Here is a 671-nt window from a genome sequence, read left to right as displayed (position 1 = left end):
TGTAAACGGCAACTGGTGGGAAATTTACCAAAGCCAGCAGCTTAATGCGCTGATGGAGCAAGTGTTAGCCAACAATGTCGATTTGAAACAGGCGGCCATCAGCGTCAACAAAGCTTTGTATCAAGCCAATATTTTGGGCGCGGATTTGGTGCCTTCGTTCAGCGGCTCATTGGGCGCAAACGCTTCTAAAAACCTGAAAACTGGCAGCCACGGCAATACCTTCAGCAGCCAGCTTGGCTTGAGCTACGAATTGGATTTATGGCGTAAACTCAGTGCCACTGCCGATGCTCAGGTATGGGAATATCAAGCCACGCATGAAGACATGGCCAACACACGCCTGACTTTGATTAATAATGTCGCCGATGCGTATTTCAATATCGCCTACCTGAACGAAGCCATCGAGTTGGCAAAAAAATCGCTGAAGCAATATCAGGAAATCAACCGCATTGCGAATGCCAAATTCCGCTACGGCCGTGCCGACTCCAGCCAGCCGACCCAAGCCAAACAGTCATTGCTGAGCGCGGAAAACAACCTGTTGTCTTTGCAAAACAATTTGGATACGCAAAAACAGGTTTTGCGTAATTTGTTGAATTTAAGGCCGTCTGAAAACATGGCCGCCGATCCGGCACAATTCCGCCTGTTGCCGGTCAAAGGCGTGAACTTGGATGTAC

Annotated in this window: 1 protein-coding gene; it reads left to right on the top strand. The window is 48.9% G+C overall.

All coding sequences use genetic code 11. The annotated features are described in order from the left end of the window. Positions 1–671: TolC family protein (locus ACTHS3_RS16435; protein ID WP_440368566.1), on the top strand; the 671-nt coding region annotated here is incomplete at both ends.

The organism is Neisseria sp. P0009.S007 (assembly GCF_051962515.1).
The sequence above is the reverse complement of the archived record's forward strand: the minus strand, read 5'-3'. Positions and strand labels throughout refer to the sequence as shown.